Source organism: Thioalkalivibrio sp. ALM2T (genome assembly GCF_000381505.1).
Classification (GTDB): domain Bacteria; phylum Pseudomonadota; class Gammaproteobacteria; order Ectothiorhodospirales; family Ectothiorhodospiraceae; genus Thioalkalivibrio; species Thioalkalivibrio versutus.
This window is the reverse complement of the sequence record NZ_KB906559.1, coordinates 148,401-162,838: the sequence shown is the minus strand read 5'-3', so window position 1 is coordinate 162,838 and position 14,438 is coordinate 148,401. Positions and strand designations below refer to the sequence as shown.

The following is a 14,438-nucleotide window of genomic DNA, read 5'->3' as shown; positions in this document are numbered from 1 at the left end:
GCCTTCGGGTCGCGCGGCTATTGATCCACCGGCCGGGCATTGCCCTGCGCGTCGATCTCGGCGACCAGCATCGCCCCGGCGCCAAGACTGCGGCCGCTCAGCTCCATGATATTCGCCCGGTGGGTCACGTAGACCGCCGGCCCCGCCGTCTGCCGGTATTCTTCCGCCAGGTGCTCGCGCCATGCCCGCATGCGCCGCTCGCGATGCGGGGCATTGGTGCGAAACACCGAGCCCAACGCCTCCAGCACCACGGGCTCACCAAAGCCCAGGAGCGCCGCGGTATCGACATTGCGGCACCACGGGCCCGCGAATACCCGAATCGACTCCAGGCCCGCCGCGCGCAGGCGCTCCCCACTCGCGCGCGCCTGATCGCGTCCTTCGGACGACAGGTTGCGCTGCGTGGCGCAGTCATCGACATCGAAGCCCGACGGGTCACCGATGCCGGGCGCCAGGGCATGGCGCATCAGCAGGATGCGGTGGGGTTCCTGTAATTGCGCGACGATCGCGCGTTCAGCCGCCAGGTCGCCCGCCACCAGCGGCAGAGGAACCGCAAGCACCGCGATCCAGAACACCAGAACGACAAAGCGCTTCGTCACGCGATCTTCCCCGAACGGCGACGCCGGCAGGCGTCCGAACAGTAGCGAACCTCTTCCCAGCACCGAGCCCATTTGCGCCGCCAGGCGAACGGGCGACCGCATACCACACAGGTCTTCTCCGGCAGATGCGGTTTGACGTGCGCCATGTCAGCGGTCCGGGTGACAGACCCCATCGTCACAGCGCGAGCGCCAGCGATAACGCGCAATCACGTTGTAGACGCGATCCATCAGCCAGACGACCGGCGGCAGGCGATGCAGCACCCCGCCGAGCCAGCGGTAATACGGCAGGTGCCGCCAGACCAGCACGAAGGCCCAGGCGCCACTGCGAATACGCCCGTCGGCGCTTACGGCATGCATGCGCTGCATCGCACGATCCCAGGTGATTCCCCAGGCGTCGAGCGGTGTGGCATCGGCATGAATATCACGCCAATCGATCGCGCCCGCAGTGTCGAGCCGCTGGTAGTGGCCGATCTCGCGCCGGCAAAGCGGACAGCCACCGTCAAAAAACACCAGCGGTCGTCCCGGGGCCTCGGGGTATTGGTGCTGGTGGTTTTCAGGCATGCCCCACCGGCCCGGTCTGCAGGTGCCGGGCACCATCGAGGGATCTGAGCGCCCGCTCGACTACATCACGCGCCAGATCCTGGGTCATCTCGGGGTTAGCCGGGATCATCTCCGTGCGCACGGCCAGGGCCATTGCCAGCGCTTGCAGCACGTCGCCATTGCAGGTATCGCCCAGCACGCCGATCTCGCTGTCCAGCGTGTCGGTCAGGCGATCCAGCAACTGTTGTACCCGCACCGCGGAACCGGTCTCGGGGTGCAGACGGAAGTCGAAGGACACGGCCTCGCCGCTCGGGGTGACATAGCGATAGGGCAATACGTCCATGGCTCTCTCCTTCGCGAACGGTTGGCTTGTTAAGGTGAATTCCGGGGTCATCCTCCTCACCCCTTCGCCATTGGGCCACAAAACGGCAAAACAGTTCGCCGCGCGTGCTTCCAGAAGAGAAGAAAGGGCACGACCCATCCCGCCCGGCGAGCGCAGGGGTTATCCTTTCAGCCCATGAATCCCCGGCTCCGGACAGTCATCCATCCGCACGCCCACCGGCAAGAGGCGAGACCCTAGTGGCCACGCGCAGCAAGCGCCGTCCGCTCCGCCGGTTGCTCTACTGGACGGGCGGACTGGCCGCATTCGTCCTGGCGCTGGGAATCGGGGCAATGCTCGCCCTGGTGGTGCTCTTCGCCCGGGTCGACCCGCCCTACGGCATGGCCATGGTGGTGGCAACCGACTGGCAAACCGCCTCCAACCGGCGCCCGGACTGGCAACGCCTGGACGATCTGCCCCGCCATCTGATGCTGGCGGTAATCGCGGCCGAGGACCAGCACTTCCCCAACCACCGCGGCTTCGACTGGAGCTCGGTGCGCCAGGCGCTCAGCGATCACGCACGCGGCGGGCGCCTGCGCGGAGCCAGCACCATCAGCCAGCAAACCGCGAAAAACCTCTTCCTGTGGCACGGCCGCTCCTGGGCGCGCAAGACGCTGGAGGCCGGGTTCACCTTCGGCATGGAGACCCTCTGGCCGAAGCGGCGCATCCTCGAGATCTACCTCAATCTGGCCGAATGGGGTCCCGGCATTTACGGCATCGAGAACGCCGCCCAACACTACTTCGGGATCTCCGCCACCGAGCTCGATCGCCACCAGTCCGCGCGCCTGGCCGCCATCCTGCCCAGCCCCGGGCGCATGAACCCGGTCCGCCCGGGGCCCAACCTTGACCGACGGATCGTCTGGGTCGAGCAGCAGATGGCCCAATTGGGCATCGCATGGCTGGATCCGATGCTGCTGGAATAAAGCCTGCGCACAGGCCACCGAAATTGTGGCCGGGAACTTCCAGCCTTTAGACTGCCTCCGACTGACCTGCACCGGGGGCATGCAAGGACGCCCCTCCCAGACATTGAGGTTTGCCGTGAGCCATCTGCGCGCGCCGCATATTTTCTTCTCCCGCCTGCTCGTCCTCGTCGCTCTGCTGCTGCTCCTGCCCCTTGGAGCCGTGTCCGCACAGGACACCGGTCAGGCGGACTCCGGCAGCGATCTGCGTCAGATGCTCATCGACGCGCTGGAGAACGAGGAGGCCCGCGAAGACTTGCTCGAGGCCCTGCGCTCCGGCGACGGCTCCAGCGCGGAGGACGCCGCCACGGATGATCTCCCGGTCGAAACCGGCGACAGCGACTCCGTCGCGCGCCAGATTGCCCAGCTCACCCAGTCGCTGGCCGAGGGCACCGTGGCCGAGGTCCGGGCCCTGAGCGATATCGCCACGGACATCGCCGAGCGCGTCCGCGCGATCGAGCCAACCGTGTTCGGGGTGGCCGTGCTCGATCTCGCCATCATCATCGTGTTCACCGTGGCGGTGTTCCTGGTGCTGCGCCGGATGGGCGCGCCGCTGTTCACGGCGCTCGACCGCTGGGCGCTGAATGCCGCGGAGCACATGCGCCTGATGCGGGCGCTGCCGGCCGTGGTCCTGGCCGCCGCCATCGACTTCCTCGTCGTCATCCTCGCCTGGCTGGCCGGCTATGCCCTGGCGCTGTTCGTGCTGGGCGATACCGGCGAGATGAACACGCGTCATTCGCTGTTCCTGAACGCATTCCTGCTGATCGAGGTGACCAAGGCGGCCCTGCGCCTGATCTTCGCCACGCGCTACCACGGCCTGCGTCTGCTGCCGATGGCCGGGGACGAAGCGGCCTACTGGAACGCCTGGCTGGCCCGCATCGTGGGGTATATCGGCTACGGCCTGTTGCTACTGGTGCCGATCGCCAACAACCAGATCTCTTCCGAGGCCGGGCGCTCCCTGGGCCTGATCGTGATGCTGACGGCTTTCCTCTACGCCGCCGTGATCATCCTGCAAAACCGGACGCGGGTGCATAACCGCCTGATGGCGTTGGCGAACAGAACCCAGTTCACCTTCACCCGCATCCTAGTCTCGATGCTGGCGAACTTCTGGCACTGGATCGCCCTGATCTATTTCCTGGCCCTTGCCGTGGTCAGCATCACCCGGCCGGAAGATGCGCTCCCCTTCATGGCCAAGGCGACCGGACAGACCCTGCTCGCCATCTTCGCGGGCATCTTCGTCGCGAACCTCCTGACCCAGTTGATCGGCCGCCGGATTCGGGTCCCCGAAGAGACGCGGGAAAAGTTTCCGTCGCTGGAGCTGCGCCTGAACTCCTACATCCCCAATGCGCTGAAGGTGATGCGCCTGGTGATCCTGCTGATCGTACTGGCCGTGGTCGCGGATGCCTGGGGTGCGTTCAGCCTGACCACATGGCTGGCCTCGGATATGGGCATGGCGGTGCTGGGTACCGCGATCTCTGTAGCATTGATCCTGCTCGGCGTTCTGGCGATCTGGCTGGTCTTCGCCAGCTGGATCGAGCACCGCATGAATCCGAATACCGGGGGTGGTCAGCCGACCGCCCGCGAGGCCACGTTGCTGACGATTTTCCGCAATGCGATGGCCATCGTGCTGATTGTGATGACCACCATGATCGTGCTCGCCGAAATCGGCGTGAACATCGGCCCGCTACTGGCCGGTGCCGGTGTCCTCGGCCTGGCGGTCGGCTTCGGCGCACAGAAACTGGTGCAGGATGTAATCACCGGCGTCTTCATTCAGCTGGAGAACGCCATTAACGTGGGCGATGTGGTGACCGTGGCCGGCACCACTGGTACCGTCGAGCGCCTGACCATCCGCTCGCTAGGCGTCCGCGACCTCTCCGGGACCTACCACCTGATCCCGTTCTCGTCGGTGGATGCGGTGGCCAATTACATGCGCGAATACGGCTATCACGTCGGCGAATACGGCGTCGCCTATCGCGAGGACATCGACGAGGTCATCGTGCGCCTGCGCGAGGCCTTCGAGGAACTCAAGGCCGATCCGGTTCAGGGGCCGAACATCCTCGACGAGATGGAGGTGCACGGTGTCACCGCGCTGGCGGACAGCTCGGTCAACGTGCGCGTCCGCATCAAGGCCCTGCCCGGCACCCAGTTCGGCCTGGGCCGCGCGTTCAACCGCCTGGTCAAGCGTCACTTCGACGCCGCCGGCATCGAGATCCCGTTCCCGCACCAGACCATCTACTTCGGTCAGGAGAAGGACGGCGGCGCCCCGGCAGCCAATCTACGGCTTCTGCAGGACAAACCGGCCAACGAGCAGGATGGGGACGACTACTCGGATGACCGGCGGGCGCGCCCGAATCCGAAGCACAAGGGCGACTACGACGAGGCCGACGACTGAAGCGCTTGCCCGTGAGCGGGGCGCGCACTCGAATCCCCCCTGCCGCGGCAGCTCCCGGGCAGGGGCTTCGCGGGCGACCCCACTCCCAAGGCCCCAGGGACACGCTGGCTCTTTCCGACGGCTCGGGCTTCGGGAGATCATGAGCGTATGCGTCTACTGATCCTGCTTGTGCCTCTGCTCCTGCTCGTTGCCTGGGCACCGGGCTGGTGGGTCCGCCACACCATGAAGAAATACCACCGCCCGGCGGACCGCTACGATGGCACCGGTGCGGAGCTGGCGCGCGAGCTGCTGGACCGCCACGGACTGCACAAGGTCCAGGTGGAAACCACAAAGGACGGCGATCACTACGACCCTGCCTCGCGCACCGTGCGCCTGTCACCGGAGAACCACGACGGCCACTCGCTGACGGCGATTACCGTGGCCGCCCACGAGGTCGGCCACGCGGTGCAACACGCCCAGGGCTATGCGCCACTGCGCATGCGCAGCACGCTGGTCGGAATAACGCGCTACGGCCAGCAGATCGGCGCCTGGCTGCTGATCGCCATTCCGTTCATTACGCTGCTGGCGCGGCATCCGGCACCCGGGATCCTGTTCTTCCTGGCCGGGGTGCTGTCCATGGGCCTGGCCGCACTGGTCCACTTCATCACCCTGCCCACCGAGTTCGACGCCAGCTTCCGTCGTGCCATGCCGATGCTGCGCGAGGGCAACTACCTGCACCCGCCCGACTACCCGCATGCCGAACGCATCCTGAAGGCCGCAGCCTACACCTACCTGTCGCAGTCGCTGATGAGCCTGCTGAACATCGCCTCGTGGTTCCGGTACCTGCGCCGATGACCGTTCCCGCCCCGGACGCCTGTCCGTTGTGCGGGCAGCCCACCCGGCCGTTTCACCACCGCGGCATCGGCGACGCCTCGCCCGGAGACTATCGACGCTGTCAGCACTGCGGCGTGATCGCGCTGGAACGCGACGCCTGGCCCCGCCGCGAGGTGGAGCGGGCGTACTACCAGACCCACGAGAACCGGCCGGATGATCCCGGCTACCGCGCCCATCTGCAGCGACTGATCGAACCATTGGTCAAGGCGCGGCCACCCCCGGCCCACGGACTCGACTGGGGTTGCGGTCCGCAACCCGTGCTCGCCGGGTTGCTGCAAGACCGGGGCTACACCATGGCGTTCTGGGACCCGGCCTTTGCCCCCACACAACCCGATCCGCCCGACGACGGCTGGGACATCCTTACCTGCACCGAGGTCCTGGAACACCTGCACACGCCCCTGAACACGCTGGGAACCATGGTCGCGGGACTGCGCCCCGGCGGGGTCCTGGCCGTGATGACCGAATGGCCCCCTGCGGCGGCCGGCTTTCGTCACTGGCACTATCGCCGCGACCCCACCCATGTCGCCTTCTACGGCCCGGCCACACTCCAGTGGATTGCCACCCGCCTGGGATGCACACTGGACCTGCCTGCCCCCGATATAGCCCTGCTCAGCCGTACAGGAGACCTCCCGCAATGATCCACCGACTGCGTGCCTGGCGCCCGGAGTGGTTCGGTCTGCCCGTCGCGCGGCTGCAGGCAATCCACGTCTGTGCCGCGGCTGGCGACCCGATGGCTTCGATCGAGTCCATCGAAGCCATCGCCGGCAGCGGACTCCGGGGCGATCGCTACGCCACCCATCGCGGGCACTGGCATGCGGTCGAGAGCTGCCCGGTCACACTGATCACGGCCCCGGAACTGCAACGGGCGTCACAGCGCCGCGGCCGCCCAATCGCCCCCGGGGAACATCGCCGCAACCTTGTGGTCTCCGACTGGTACCGCATACCCCGCCAGAGTGGCTTTCTTCGGATCGGAGAGGCGGTCCTGAAGATCGGACGGCCACGCCCGCCCTGTGGGTATCTCAACCAGCTAGTGGGTGACAACCTCGCACGAGCCCTCGGTCTCGACAGCGGGATTTGCCTTGAAGTCGCGCATTCCGGGATCCTTCGCGTCGGCGCCCGGGTGAGCTGGCACCCGGGCGGGCCCGCATGATTCGGCCACGCTTGTTAAGCTGGGGTTAAGTGCTATTGACTACGATATACGTGTATTCACGAGGAGAAACTTTATGAAGATTCGTTCCCAGTCCCTCGCCGGACTGATTGCCGCCGCCGCGCTCGCGCTAGCCAGCCCACTCGCCATCGCCCAGGGCATGGGCCAGGGGCAAGGTCAGGGCGGCATGGGCATGCAGGGTGGCCAGGGCGGCAACCCGCAGATGGAGATGCAGCAGCTCCAGCAGACCCTCGCCGAGACCCAGCAGCAGGCCATCGAGAACAACCCCCAGCTGGAACAGAAGGGTGAAGAACTGGAGAACCTGGTGCTGGACAAGATGGAGGCCGCCGGCTACCAGCCGCGCCGGGATCTGGAGACTCTGGAATCCGCCGAAGAGCAGCTGCGCGACCCCGATCTGAGCGCGGAACAACGTCAGGAAGTCATTCAGTCCGAAGACGTGCAGCAGGCGCAGATGAACCTGCAGGAAGCACAGCAGGCCGTCGCGGAAGACCAGGAAATTCGTCAGGCGCAGGAATCCCTGCGTGAAGACCTGATGGCCGCCATGCGCCAGGAAAACGCCGATATCGACGACGTGATCGAGCGCATGCAGCAAATGCAGCAACAGATGCAGCAGCAACAGGGTGGTCAGGGCGGCATGATGCGCTAATCGCGCAACCAGCCCGCTAACAAAGAAAGCCCGGCCCCCGCAAAGGGACCGGGCTTTTTTCATGTCCGGGCCGGACCGTCAGTCGAGGCGACCCGTCTCCTGCGCCAGCGCACGCAGCGCCTCGGTCTGCCCATCGGGCAGCTGGTTCCAGCCAAAGCGCCAGCTCCAGTTGCCGTTACCGACTGTGCCGGGGGTGTTCATGCGCGCCTCCGATCCCAGGTGCAGGGCGTCCTGCATCGGCAGGATCGCAAGCTGGGCCGGTGAACGACAGGCCGCACGAATCAGTGGCCAAGGCATCTCCTCGGCCGGGCCCTCATCCAGTGTCCCGATCACATGCTCCTGCATGGCCGGCTCCAGGGAGCGAAACCAGCCCAGCGTGGTGTCGTTGTCATGGGTCCCGGTATACACCGCACTCAGTTCATCGTGATTCGCCGGCAGGTAGGGGTTGTCATCCCCCCCTTCGAAGGCGAACTGCAGGATGCGCATGCCCGGCAGATCGAAACGCAGGCGCAGTTCGGTGACCTCCGGCGTGATCACGCCCAGGTCCTCCGCCAGCAGCGGCAACACACCCAAACGAGCCTGCAATTGCTCGAAGAAGTCGGCACCCGGCCCCGGCACCCAGTGGCCCTGAGTCGCATCCGGCTCGCTTGCCGGCACCGCCCAGCTCGCCTCGAAGCCGCGGAAATGGTCGATGCGCACGGCATCCACCGTCTCCAGCGTCCAGCGCATGCGCTCCACCCACCAGTCGTATCCGCGCTCGGCAAGACGATCCCAGCGGTAATGCGGGTTGCCCCAGCGCTGCCCGGTCTCGGAGAAATAATCCGGCGGCACCCCGGCCACGGTCTGCGGATGCCCCGTGGCGTCGAGGTCGAACAGGTCGCGGTGGGCCCAGACCTCGGCGGAGTCGTGGGCCACGAAGATCGGCATGTCACCGAGGATCAGGATATCCTGCTTGCGTGCATGCTCGCGCACATCCTGCCACTGGTCGAACAGCACGAACTGGGCGAAGCGAACGGCCTCCAGGGCCTGGGCCGCTTCAGCCTCCACGGACGCCAGGGCGTCCGGATCGCGGTCGCGCAATGGGGCCGGCCATTCCCACCAGGGGCGGCCGTCCTCGCGGCCGCAGATGACCACGAAACGGGCAAAATCATCCAGCCAGACCGGACCCTGGGCATCGCGGAAGGCCTGGTAGGCCTGCGCCCAGCCCTCGCCCGCCTGCTCCAGCCGCTCCCGCGCCTGTTCCAGCAAGGTTCCGACCGGCTCGTTGTCGGCATCCAGGCCCGCCCGTTCAGCCAACCGTTGCGGGTCGATCAGGCGCACATCGCCGGCGAAGGCCGAGATACTGGCGTAGGGCGAACCGTCCTCCTGCGGCGGATGCAACGGCAGGATCTGCCACAGGCTGAATCCGGCATCCCGCGCCCAGTCCAGAAACCGGAAGGCCTCCTGCCCGAGCGTCCCCACCGGGCCCGGGCCCGGCAGTGAGACCGGATGCAGCAGGACACCGGCCCGGCGGCGCTGCATCAGCGGATTACAGTGTTCTTCACCCGCCTCCATGGACTACTGTCCCTTGCGCATGGTGCCGCCAGCGGCGGGGTCACCACCCCCGACCGACAGCACCTCGCCCAGTGACTCGGGCACTTCAAGGTCCGCCAGCTGGTACAGCCGTGCCAGGTGACGGCGGTAGAGCTGTTCGAAGTCGCTGACCGACCCGGCCGGGTTGTATTCCCCGAACCACCAGCACCAGTCCGAGCCCTCGCACACCGCCAACTGCTTGCGCAATTGCGGCGTATCCAGCGCAGGGCGCCGCGCGAGCGCCTGATCCACCGCCGTCCAGGCCTCGATCAGGCGGTCCCAGCCGAGGTTCTTGTCGGGATCACCGATCCAGGTGGAGAAGGTCCCGTAGACCCAGGACCCGGCCACCATGCCCGGCAGCTCACCGCGATCCGAGCGCGGCCCGCTGCGCTGGCACACGTCGGAGAAGGTGCACAGGTTCAGCCGCGGGTTTTCCGCCAGGCGCTCATACAACGCCCGCAGGAAATGGAAGCCGTTGTCCGGGTAGTATTCCCAGGCGTTCTCGCCATCCAGGATCACCGCCACCACGCCACCCTCGGGCGAGACCGCGGCAATGTTCTCCAGGTGATGGACGAAATCGCCGACTGCGTCGTCGGCATGCCAGTCGGCATAACGAAAACCGATGGCGTCGGACAGCCCGTCATCACGGAAAAACATCTCGGTTTTGGCGTCCGCCAACCGATAAGGTCGATGCAGCCAGCCCTCCTGCTCCGCCGATCCGGTGTTGGATTCGGCCGTCTGACCGGCTGCGGCCAGGCTGTTACCCAGCACGGTCTGGCCACTGGCCGTCCAGCAGATATCGTAGTCATCCAGCAGGCGCACGGTCGCCTCGCTGATACCCCCCTCCGACGGCCAGCAGCCACGCGGGCGAAAGCCGAAATACTGCTCGAACACCTCCAGCCCACGTTCGATGTGCCAGCGCACGCGGGCCTCGCCATCCGGGTAGACCGGGGCCTGCGGCAGGGCGATATCCGGCATCGCATCGCGAGCGGAATCCAGATCCAGCAGCAACGGCATGATCGGGTGGGCATATGGGGTAAACGACAGCTCCACCCGCCCCTGCTGCGCCAGCTCGCGATAGCGTGGCAGGATCGCCTTAACCTCGTCGCGGATCAGTTTCAGCAACCGCCCCCGGACATCGCGATTAAAGGCGGTCGTCACCTTCAGCCAGCCCTGCACCTCGGGATACGCCCGGCGCACCGTCTCACCCAGCCAGGCCAGGTGGTAACAGGTAGCCAGATCCTGAAAATAGCGGTTATCCAGGTGCGACAACAGCACCGGATCCTCTAGTGCCTGGCGCGCCAGGACCGCCAGACGCTCGAACAACGGGAACGGCTCGATCATCCGCGGCGCATGCGCCCGCAGGCACACGCGCAAGATCTCGCGGCGCTGCACCGGGTCCACCGGCACGATGTCCATCTGCAGCAGGTCCAGCACCGGATCGCCGAAGCTTGAGTGGTCGCCGATGCCACTCTCCAGCCGCTCGCCATAGTCAGCGATCTGCTCCAGCAGGATAGGGGCAAAATTCACCACCGCACGTGCCTGGGGACAGGCCTCCAGGTGCGCGGCCATGTCGGTGTAGTCCTTCAGTGCGTGCAGATAGGTCCACGGCAGCACGTATTCGCCACTGCCCGAGTCGTAGTACTGCGGTTGGTGCATGTGCCAGCACAGCACCACATCGAGCAGTGGCGGCTGGGTGGCGAGCGCGGTGGTACTGCCAGACTCAGCGGACATGGTGAGTTGCCTGTCCGAGCATCTCCGGCGTCACCACCCGGACACCGCCCGGGGAGACAAAGTAGTCGCGGGCATCGGCCTCGTCATCGACCCCGATCTGCGTGCCATCGGGGATCTTGCAGCCCTTGTCGATCACTGCGTTGCGGATCACGCAATCCTCGCCGATCGTGACATTGGGCAAGACCACCGAGTCCTCCACCGTCGCACAGGCATTGACCTGAACACTGGAGAACAGCACGGAGTGACGGACAGTACTCCCGGAGATGATGCAGCCGCCGGAGACCATGGAGTCGATCGCCATGCCGCGCCGGTCCTCGTCGTCGAACACGAACTTGGCCGGCGGCAGCTGCTCCTGGTAGGTCCAGATCGGCCATTCCGAATCGTACAGGTTGAGTTCCGGGGTCACGCCGATCAGCTCCAGGTTGGCCTGCCAGTACGAGTCGATGGTCCCCACATCGCGCCAGTAGCCCTGACGTACGCCCTGCTCGTCGCGGAACGGGTAGGCCATCACCTGGTTTCGCTCGATGATGCCGGGAATGATGTCCTTGCCGAAATCATGGCTGGAGAAGGTGTCGTCGGCATCCTTGACCAACTGCTCGAACAGGAATTCGGTATTGATCACGTAGATCCCCATGGAGGCCAGCGAGTGGGTCTTGCTACCGGGGATCAGCGCCGGATCCTCCGGCTTCTCGGCAAACGAGGTAATGCGGCTGGCGGCATCCACGCCCATCACCCCGAAGGCCTTGGCGCGTTCTTGCTCGACCTCCAGGCAGCCCACGGTCATGTCCGCGCCGCTCTCCACATGGAAGGCGATCATCTGGCCGTAGTCCATCTTGTAGATGTGGTCCCCGGCCAGGATCAGTACGTAGCTCGGATTGTGCTGCCGGATTATGTCGATGTTCTGGTAGACCGCATCGGCTGTTCCCGCATACCAGGAGGTCTCGATGCGCTGTTGTGCCGGCAGCAGCTCGATGAACTCGCCGAATTCCCCGCGCAGGAAGCTCCACCAGCCGCGCTGCATGTGCTGGATCAGCGAGTGCGCCTTGTACTGGGTCACCACCGCCACCTGACGGATGCCCGAGTTGATGCAGTTGGACAGGGGGAAATCGATAATTCGGAACTTGCCGCCAAAAGGCACAGCCGGCTTGGCCCGCCACAGCGTCAGTTGTTTCAGTCGCGAGCCGCGCCCGCCGGCCAGGATCAGGGCCAGGGTCTCCCGGGTCAGGCGGCTAACGTAGCGTTGCGGTTGCGGAGTCATGCACCCTTCCTTGCTTAGTCGTGTTGTACTAGGGGAAACACTGAACCCGAACCCCGTCGTTCCACATCCCACATCTGAAACGCGAGTTGGATCCGAGTATGGCAACAGCACCCGACAAATGCACCCGTTCCGTCGATGACCCGTTAGCACGCCTGACCGAGGCTCGGCTCCATGATCCCCATAGCGTCCTGGGACACCATGCGCTGGATCAACAAACGGTCTGCTACCGTGCCTGGCTGCCGCACGCAAATGAGGCCTCCATCACGCTTTCTGACGACCGGGTACAACCCCTGATGGCGGCACCCGGCTTTCCGGGCTTGTTCCTGTGGCAGGGCGCGGGTGACGAGCTCCCCGAGCACCCGACACTGCACTGGATCCCCGAGGGTGGCACGGAGACATTACACCACGTTGACCCCTGGTCTTTCGCCCCCGACCTTCCGGACTTCGACCGCCACCTGTTCGCCGAGGGGCGCCACTGGCATGCCCACCGCATGCTGGGTGCCCATCCGCTCACGCGTGACGGCATCGAGGGCGTGCGTTTCGCTGTCTGGGCGCCCAGCGCCGAGCGCGTCGCAGTGGTCGGCGACTTCAACCGCTGGGACGGCCGCTGCCACCCGATGACCGTCCACCCCGGCAGCGGCATATGGGAGCTCTTTATCCCAGGCCTGGCCACGGAGACGCTGTACAAGTTCGAAATCCGCAACCGCGAACATGGCAGCCTCCACCTGAAGACCGACCCGTACGCCCGCGCCTACCAGATGCGGCCCGAGACCGCCGCGCGCATTCAGCCGGCCAGCGACTACACCTGGCATGACGACCAGTGGATGCGCAATCGCGACCCCGAGGCCTGGAAGCACCGGCCCATGAGCATCTACGAGGTGCACCTGGGCTCCTGGCAGCGCAGCCCCGAGGGCGCATGGCCCAACTACCGCGAACTGGCCGAGCGCCTGGTGCCCTATGCGCGCGACATGGGCTTCACCCACCTCGAACTGCTGCCGATCACCGAACACCCGTTCGACGGCTCCTGGGGTTACCAGAGCACGGGCTTTTTCGCCCCCACCTCGCGCTTCGGCAACGCCGACGACTTTCGCTATCTGGTTGACCAGGCCCACCAGGCCGGGCTGGGCGTGCTGCTCGACTGGGTCCCCGGCCACTTCCCGCGCGACGAGTTCGCGCTGGCGCGCTTCGACGGCACCGCGCTGTACGAACACGCCGATCCGCGCATCGGCGAGCATCGTGGCTGGGGCACGCTGATCTTCAACTACTCGCGCCCCGAGGTCCGCAACTTCCTGCTCTCCAGCGCCCTGTGCTGGATCGAGGACTTCCACCTCGACGGCCTGCGCGTGGACGCCGTCGCCTCCATGCTCTACCGCGACTATGACCGCGAGGGCGAGGACTGGCTTCCCAACATCCACGGCGGCAACGAGAACCTCGAGGCGATCGACTTCCTGCGTCACCTGAACGAGACCGTCCAGACCAGCCACCCCGGCGTCGCCATGATCGCCGAGGAATCGACCGCCTGGCCGGGCGTCAGCCGCCCACCGTCCATGGGCGGGCTGGGCTTCACCATGAAGTGGAACATGGGCTGGATGCACGACACCCTGACCTACTTCGGCATGGACCCGATCTACCGCACTCACCATCACGGCCAGCTCACCTTCGGCCAGCTCTACGCCTACAGCGAGAACTTCGTCCTGCCGTTCTCGCACGACGAGGTGGTGCACGGAAAACGCAGCCTGCGCGGGCGCATGCCCGGCAACGAGTGGGAGCAGCACGCCAACCTGCGCCTGCTCTACAGCTGGCAGTGGCTTTACCCCGGCAAAAAGCTGCTGTTCATGGGCCAGGAGTTCGGCCAGGGCCCCGAATGGTCCGAGGATCGCGAGCTGGACTGGTACGTGCTGCAGTACCCCCTGCACCAGGGCCTGCAGAATCTGGTGCGCGACCTGAACCGGGTGTACCGCAAAGACCCGGCCCTGCACGCCCGCGAGTTCGAACCCGACGGCTTTGGCTGGCTGGACTGCGACGACGCCGAGCACTCCACGATCAGCTTCGTCCGCCGTGACCATCAGGGACGCCAGGTGGTCGTGGTGCTGAACCTGACGCCCATGGAACGTGCGGCCTATCCGGTACCCGCACCGCATGCCGGGCGCTGGCGGGTCAGCCTGAACACGGATGCGGAAGTCTACGGCGGAGGCTCACGTGGCCCGGCAGAGGCCTACGCCGAGCCGATCGAACGTCACGGCCATCCGGCCACGCTCTACCTGCACCTCCCGCCACTCGCGGCGCTGCTGCTGGAACCGGTCGCAGACTGACGTCACGCC

The 14,438-nt window shown here is 66.0% G+C and carries 14 protein-coding genes; 7 read left to right on the top strand and 7 right to left on the bottom strand.

What is annotated here, in order from left to right:
* Nucleotides 1-17: 17 nt before the first annotated feature.
* The 4 genes from F816_RS0106695 to F816_RS0106685 are packed head-to-tail and all read right to left on the bottom strand — an operon-like array spanning nt 18 to nt 1,479.
* Nucleotides 18-596 carry a histidine phosphatase family protein gene (locus F816_RS0106695; protein WP_026333169.1) on the bottom strand — a complete coding sequence of 193 codons (579 nt, stop codon included), beginning with the start codon at nt 594-596 and terminating at the stop codon, nt 18-20.
* The gene (locus F816_RS14475) at nt 593-742 is read right to left on the bottom strand and encodes a DUF2256 domain-containing protein (protein ID WP_081622674.1); all 150 of its coding nucleotides are present in this window, start codon (nt 740-742) and stop codon (nt 593-595) included. Before F816_RS14475 ends, F816_RS0106695 begins: the two co-directional genes overlap by 4 nt.
* Before the next feature lies 1 nt (nt 743).
* Nucleotides 744-1,157, bottom strand: a complete 414-nt coding sequence (locus tag F816_RS0106690; protein ID WP_019594070.1) for a thiol-disulfide oxidoreductase DCC family protein — start codon at nt 1,155-1,157, stop codon at nt 744-746.
* Entirely contained in the window at nt 1,150-1,479 is a 330-nt protein-coding gene (locus tag F816_RS0106685) for a hypothetical protein (RefSeq protein WP_019594069.1), read from the bottom strand. The genes F816_RS0106690 and F816_RS0106685 overlap by 8 nt, the downstream gene beginning before the upstream one ends.
* A gap of 236 nt (nt 1,480-1,715) precedes the next feature.
* Here F816_RS0106685 and mtgA point away from each other — a divergent pair, with 236 nt between their 5' ends.
* The 6 genes from mtgA to F816_RS0106655 all read left to right on the top strand — a co-directional run bounded on the left by mtgA (nt 1,716) and on the right by F816_RS0106655 (nt 7,553).
* Entirely contained in the window at nt 1,716-2,438 is a 723-nt protein-coding gene (mtgA, locus tag F816_RS0106680) for a monofunctional biosynthetic peptidoglycan transglycosylase (protein ID WP_019594068.1), read from the top strand.
* Between the two features lie 115 nt (nt 2,439-2,553).
* Nucleotides 2,554-4,866, top strand: a complete 2,313-nt coding sequence (locus tag F816_RS0106675; protein ID WP_019594067.1) for a mechanosensitive ion channel domain-containing protein — start codon at nt 2,554-2,556, stop codon at nt 4,864-4,866.
* Between the two features lie 147 nt (nt 4,867-5,013).
* Entirely contained in the window at nt 5,014-5,700 is a 687-nt protein-coding gene (locus F816_RS0106670) for a zinc metallopeptidase (RefSeq protein WP_019594066.1), read from the top strand.
* A gap of 26 nt (nt 5,701-5,726) precedes the next feature.
* Nucleotides 5,727-6,377 carry a class I SAM-dependent methyltransferase gene (locus tag F816_RS0106665; RefSeq protein ID WP_026333168.1) on the top strand — a complete coding sequence of 217 codons (651 nt, stop codon included), beginning with the start codon at nt 5,727-5,729 and terminating at the stop codon, nt 6,375-6,377.
* Nucleotides 6,374-6,889 carry an MOSC domain-containing protein gene (locus F816_RS0106660; protein ID WP_019594064.1) on the top strand — a complete coding sequence of 172 codons (516 nt, stop codon included), beginning with the start codon at nt 6,374-6,376 and terminating at the stop codon, nt 6,887-6,889. The genes F816_RS0106665 and F816_RS0106660 overlap by 4 nt, the downstream gene beginning before the upstream one ends.
* 73 nt (nt 6,890-6,962) lie before the next feature.
* Complete coding sequence (locus F816_RS0106655; RefSeq protein ID WP_018169586.1) at nt 6,963-7,553, top strand: hypothetical protein; 591 nt, start codon at nt 6,963-6,965, stop codon at nt 7,551-7,553.
* Between the two features lie 78 nt (nt 7,554-7,631).
* On the opposite strand, the gene malQ is transcribed toward F816_RS0106655, so the two are convergent.
* Genes malQ through glgC form a run of 3 tightly spaced genes read right to left on the bottom strand, consistent with a single transcriptional unit; the run spans nt 7,632 to nt 12,117 of the window.
* Nucleotides 7,632-9,107, bottom strand: a complete 1,476-nt coding sequence (malQ, locus tag F816_RS0106650; protein ID WP_019594063.1) for a 4-alpha-glucanotransferase — start codon at nt 9,105-9,107, stop codon at nt 7,632-7,634.
* A 3-nt stretch (nt 9,108-9,110) separates the two neighbouring features.
* Nucleotides 9,111-10,859 carry a glycoside hydrolase family 57 protein gene (locus tag F816_RS0106645; RefSeq protein ID WP_019594062.1) on the bottom strand — a complete coding sequence of 583 codons (1,749 nt, stop codon included), beginning with the start codon at nt 10,857-10,859 and terminating at the stop codon, nt 9,111-9,113.
* Entirely contained in the window at nt 10,849-12,117 is a 1,269-nt protein-coding gene (gene glgC, locus F816_RS0106640) for a glucose-1-phosphate adenylyltransferase (RefSeq protein WP_019594061.1), read from the bottom strand. Before glgC ends, F816_RS0106645 begins: the two co-directional genes overlap by 11 nt.
* A 98-nt stretch (nt 12,118-12,215) precedes the next feature.
* On the opposite strand from glgC, the gene glgB reads away from it, so the two are divergent.
* Nucleotides 12,216-14,429, top strand: coding sequence for a 1,4-alpha-glucan branching protein GlgB (gene glgB, locus F816_RS0106630; protein WP_081622673.1), 2,214 nt, complete (start codon nt 12,216-12,218; stop codon nt 14,427-14,429).
* The last annotated feature ends 9 nt before the right edge of the window (nt 14,430-14,438 follow it).

What these genes read in the sequence shown, in the direction of transcription:
- F816_RS14475 (WP_081622674.1), bottom strand. Translation starts at nt 742, where the DNA reads ATGGCGCACGTCAAACCGCATCTGCCGGAGAAGACCTGTGTGGTATGC.
- F816_RS0106690 (WP_019594070.1), bottom strand. Translation starts at nt 1,157, where the DNA reads ATGCCTGAAAACCACCAGCACCAATACCCCGAGGCCCCGGGACGACCG.
- F816_RS0106685 (WP_019594069.1), bottom strand. Translation starts at nt 1,479, where the DNA reads ATGGACGTATTGCCCTATCGCTATGTCACCCCGAGCGGCGAGGCCGTG.
- F816_RS0106670 (WP_019594066.1), top strand. Translation starts at nt 5,014, where the DNA reads ATGCGTCTACTGATCCTGCTTGTGCCTCTGCTCCTGCTCGTTGCCTGG.
- F816_RS0106660 (WP_019594064.1), top strand. Translation starts at nt 6,374, where the DNA reads ATGATCCACCGACTGCGTGCCTGGCGCCCGGAGTGGTTCGGTCTGCCC.
- F816_RS0106655 (WP_018169586.1), top strand. Translation starts at nt 6,963, where the DNA reads ATGAAGATTCGTTCCCAGTCCCTCGCCGGACTGATTGCCGCCGCCGCG.
- malQ (WP_019594063.1), bottom strand. Translation starts at nt 9,107, where the DNA reads ATGGAGGCGGGTGAAGAACACTGTAATCCGCTGATGCAGCGCCGCCGG.
- F816_RS0106645 (WP_019594062.1), bottom strand. Translation starts at nt 10,859, where the DNA reads ATGTCCGCTGAGTCTGGCAGTACCACCGCGCTCGCCACCCAGCCGCCA.
- glgC (WP_019594061.1), bottom strand. Translation starts at nt 12,117, where the DNA reads ATGACTCCGCAACCGCAACGCTACGTTAGCCGCCTGACCCGGGAGACC.
- glgB (WP_081622673.1), top strand. Translation starts at nt 12,216, where the DNA reads ATGGCAACAGCACCCGACAAATGCACCCGTTCCGTCGATGACCCGTTA.